We start from the raw sequence: 2270 nt of genomic DNA on the forward strand, positions 1-2270 counted from the left end.
TCGGGCTATTGGTGCCGGTATTTGTTGACCATGGGGCAGTCGAAGGGGTCGCGTGCGGCGAGGCCTACCCGGTTGAGGTAGGACACGACGGCGCCGTAGGAGGCTGCGACGCCGACCTCGGTGTAGGGGACTTTGAGGCGTTCGCAATGCTCGCGGACGATCAGTGCTGCTGCTCGGAGGTGCGGGCGGGGCATGTCGGGGAACAGGTGGTGTTCGATCTGGAAGTTCAGGCCGCCGAAGGCGTTGTTGATGAAGTTGCCGCCGCGAATGTTGCGTGAGGTGAGGACCTGTTTCTGGAAGAAGTCGAGTTTGCTGTTCTTGGGGATGATCGGCATGCCCTTGTGGTTGGGGGCGAAGGAGGCTCCCATGTAGATGCCGAACACGGCCATTTGAACGCCGATGAAGGCGAACGCCATGCCGAGGGGCAGGAACCAGAACAGGACGCCGAGGTAGGCGCCGAACCGGATCGCGAGGAGGGCCAGTTCGATCCAGCGGCCTTGGACAGCGCCGGGGCGGAACAGTGTGCCGATCGACTTGGCGTGCAGGTTCAAACCTTCGAAGGTCAGCAGCGGGAAGAAGAGGTAGCCCTGGCGGCGGGTGATCCAGGCGTGGAGTCCCGTGGCTTTGGCTGCGTCGTCCTCGGTGAAGGAGATGGTATCGATCTCAATGTCCGGGTCTTTGCCCACCACGTTGGGGTCGTTGTGATGGCGGGTGTGTTTATTCATCCACCACTGGTAGCTGATGCCGACGACGCCGGCGGCCAGGATCCGTCCGGACCAGTCGTTGGCCCCGCGGGTCTTGAAAATCTGCCGGTGGGAGGCCTCGTGGGCCAGGAATGCGATCTGCGTGAAGACGACGCCGAGCACGGCGGCGATCAATAACTGGAACCAGGTGTCGCCCAGCAGGGCGAAACCGGTCCAGGCGGCACCCATGGTTATCGCCAGTGCAGCGAAGACGGAAACGTAAAAGCGGCGGCGACGGTTCAGCAGACCTTCTTTGCGTACCTGCTTCAGCAGCGTCGCATAGGAGGCGACGACGTCGTTCGGCTTAGCAACGCGCACGCTACGGCCGGAGGTTGTAGTACTCATAAGTGTCCCTGCGTTAGATTCTGTCCCCAGCAGACGAAGGGATGCTAAACCCGTGGATATATGGAGTTTATGTGAGTTAGATGTATGCCGCCTGTAAGTATGCGCCCTACGGCATAGTTAGTGATCTGTGAGGGTCGATGCCCAAAGAGGCGTCAGCTCTTACGGTTGATCGCAGCGAACGCGACGGCTCCCACCAAAGCTTGTGCCAGCAGCAGCAAAGCTAGAACCATCTCCACGGCAGCCCCAAAGCCCACGGCTATTGCCGCGATGGCGGTCAGCGGGACCGCTAGGAGTCCTAGGATTGCCAGCGATCTGGTGAGGACGGCGTTGTCCCGTTCATCGCCCGTCTGGGTCCAGGCGCGTTCGAAGGTGCTCACTCGTGAGGGGGTCTTGGTGATGCGCCACAGGCCAATCAGGGCGGCGACCAGGCCGACGGCGCCGCCCGCCAGAAGGCCAGCCCCCATATTTCCCGGCCCGTACTCCTGAAGCAACAGCCCTGTCACGATGAGACCAGTCAGCCCTGCCAGTACCAGCCCGAGGACCGCGGCCTTTTGCTTTGAGGTATAGGTGCTAGTCGACATGGAAGATCTCCTCTACGGTGCTGCGAAAGTGTCGGGCGATAGCTATGGCCAGTGGGAGCGACGGATCGTAGCGGCCGGTCTCAATGGAATTGATGGTCTGACGCGAAACGTCGAGGACTTCTGCGAGTTCACGTTGGGAGATGCCAGCCGCGCGGCGGAGCGTACTGAGATCGTTCCTCACTGGAAACCAAAGTGGTCAAGGAAGCTTGTCATGGGGTCAAGCTTCCTTGACTTCTGCCATCATGTCAAGCTTCCTTGACCTTTCGTGGGCGAAGGAGGGTCAGTCTCGGCGTGGCCTGTATTTGACATACCCCTAGGGGTATTTGCATACTTGAGTGAACGCCGTCCACGATTCCAGCCTGGACCCTAATGAAAGAGAGTTCGCATGTGCCGGACAACCACCTGTATGCGCTGCCGGAAAACCACCTGGGCCGGCTGTGGAAATCACGTCGATCAGGTAATGCGGTCGGTACCAAAGAAGGATCAGTGCTCCTGCAATCCGACCGTCGAGCCGAAGCGTGCGCGGTCTGAGGGGCAAGCTCAGCCAGGTTGGTTTGGTCGACTGTTTGGAAGGTGAAACCCGGGGGAGGAGTGGCCGGGG

The 2270-nt window shown here is 60.5% G+C and carries 4 protein-coding genes; 1 reads left to right on the top strand and 3 read right to left on the bottom strand.

The features are described 5' to 3' along the window. Positions 1 to 5 precede the first annotated feature (5 nt). The 3 genes from B384_RS0115725 to B384_RS20300 form a co-directional block, all read right to left on the bottom strand. Complete coding sequence (locus tag B384_RS0115725; RefSeq protein ID WP_026041236.1) at positions 6 to 1088, bottom strand: fatty acid desaturase family protein; 1083 nt, start codon at positions 1086 to 1088, stop codon at positions 6 to 8. A 152-nt stretch (positions 1089 to 1240) separates the two neighbouring features. Beyond that, positions 1241 to 1669: a hypothetical protein gene (locus B384_RS0115730; protein ID WP_019484056.1), complete on the bottom strand. Its 429-nt coding sequence runs from the start codon at positions 1667 to 1669 to the stop codon at positions 1241 to 1243. Continuing rightward, the gene (locus B384_RS20300; RefSeq protein WP_024476534.1) at positions 1659 to 1850 is read right to left on the bottom strand and encodes a helix-turn-helix transcriptional regulator; all 192 of its coding nucleotides are present in this window, start codon (positions 1848 to 1850) and stop codon (positions 1659 to 1661) included. Before B384_RS20300 ends, B384_RS0115730 begins: the two co-directional genes overlap by 11 nt. Before the next feature lie 188 nt (positions 1851 to 2038). On the opposite strand from B384_RS20300, the gene B384_RS21195 reads away from it, so the two are divergent. Beyond that, entirely contained in the window at positions 2039 to 2200 is a 162-nt protein-coding gene (locus B384_RS21195) for a hypothetical protein (RefSeq protein WP_165802553.1), read from the top strand. Positions 2201 to 2270: the final 70 nt, after the last annotated feature.

This window comes from Arthrobacter sp. TB 23 (assembly GCF_000294595.1).
In the GTDB taxonomy this organism is placed as follows: domain Bacteria; phylum Actinomycetota; class Actinomycetes; order Actinomycetales; family Micrococcaceae; genus Arthrobacter_D.